Origin of the sequence: Vibrio sp. Vb1755 (assembly GCF_033338635.1) — a bacterium.
GTDB classification, from domain to species: Bacteria; Pseudomonadota; Gammaproteobacteria; order Enterobacterales; family Vibrionaceae; genus Vibrio; species Vibrio alginolyticus.
Genome location: NZ_JAWOTA010000160.1, coordinates 1 through 1,377, shown reverse-complemented (window position 1 = coordinate 1,377; position 1,377 = coordinate 1). Strand labels below are relative to the sequence as shown.

Sequence of the window (1,377 nt, the reverse complement as noted above, 5' to 3'; positions counted from 1 at the left end):
CCCCATCCAGAAATTTTTGTAAAAAGTGAATCTGTGCGTAAGCGCTTCACAAAGATTTTAGAGTGCAACATTCGTAATATCGTCAAGAGCCGCACGGAATCTGTCGCAGTATTTAACCGTCGTGATCACATTGAAGTGACCTCTGAGAGCAACGAATACCACGCTGAAGTTTTAGAAATCCTGACTCACACGCCAGGCATTCATCACGTTCTAGAAGTGAAGCAATCTGAGTTTAAAGACCTGCACGACATCTACGAGCAGGTGCTGGAACTTAGCCGTCCGCTTATTGAAAATAAAACGTTTGTGGTGCGTGCAAAACGCCGTGGTAAGCATGACTTCACGTCTATCGAGCTTGAACGTTACGTTGGTGGTGGTCTAAACCAAGCAGTAGAAAGCGCACGCGTTAAATTGCACAACCCTGATGTGACGGTAAAAGTTGAAGTATCGGGTGACAAACTTAACCAAGTGTTGGCACGTTACAAAGGTCTAGGTGGCTTCCCTCTAGGTACTCAAGAAGACGTACTAAGCCTGATCTCAGGTGGTTTCGACTCTGGTGTATCAAGCTACCTACACATCAAACGTGGCTCTAAAGTTCACTACTGTTTCTTTAACCTAGGTGGCCCAGCTCATGAAATCGGCGTTAAGCAGGTTTCTCACTACCTATGGAACAAATACGGCTCATCAGCGAAAGTGCGTTTCATCTCTGTTGATTTCGAACCTGTGGTTGCTGAAATTCTTGAGAAAGTAGATGACGGTCAAATGGGCGTCATCTTGAAGCGTATGTTCATGCGCGCTGCTGGCATGATTGCTGAGAAGTTTAAGATTGAAGCGTTGGTAACAGGTGAAGCTCTTGGCCAGGTATCTAGCCAAACGCTAACGAACCTTCGTCACATCGATAATGTTACGGATACGCTGATTCTGCGTCCTCTTATCAACTGGGATAAAGAAGACATCATCAACTTAGCTCGTGAAATCGGTACAGAAGACTTCGCGAAAACCATGCCTGAGTACTGTGGCGTGATCTCTAAGAAGCCAACAGTAAAAGCGGTGAAAGAGAAGCTAGAAGCAGAAGAAGCGAAGTTTGACTTCAGCATTCTAGAGAAAGTGGTTTACGAAGCGCGTCAAATGGACATTCGTGATATCGCAAAAGAATCTGAGCAAGCGGCACCAGAAGTCGAGCAAGTACAAGCGGTAGAAGAACACGCAGTGGTATTGGATATTCGTAGCCCTGATGAGGAAGACGATAACCCATTAGAAATCGATGGTGTGGATGTGAAACACATTCCGTTCTACAAGCTGGGTACGCAATTCGGTGACCTAGACCAGTCGAAAACTTACCTACTGTACTGTGACCGTGGCGTAATGAGCCGTCTGCAA

At 45.8% G+C, this 1,377-nt stretch carries 1 protein-coding gene; it reads left to right on the top strand.

Features of this window, described 5'->3' with window-relative positions:
- A partial coding sequence (gene thiI / locus R7E00_RS23505; RefSeq protein WP_318124639.1) for a tRNA uracil 4-sulfurtransferase ThiI occupies nt 1-1,377 on the top strand: 1,377 nt, incomplete at both ends.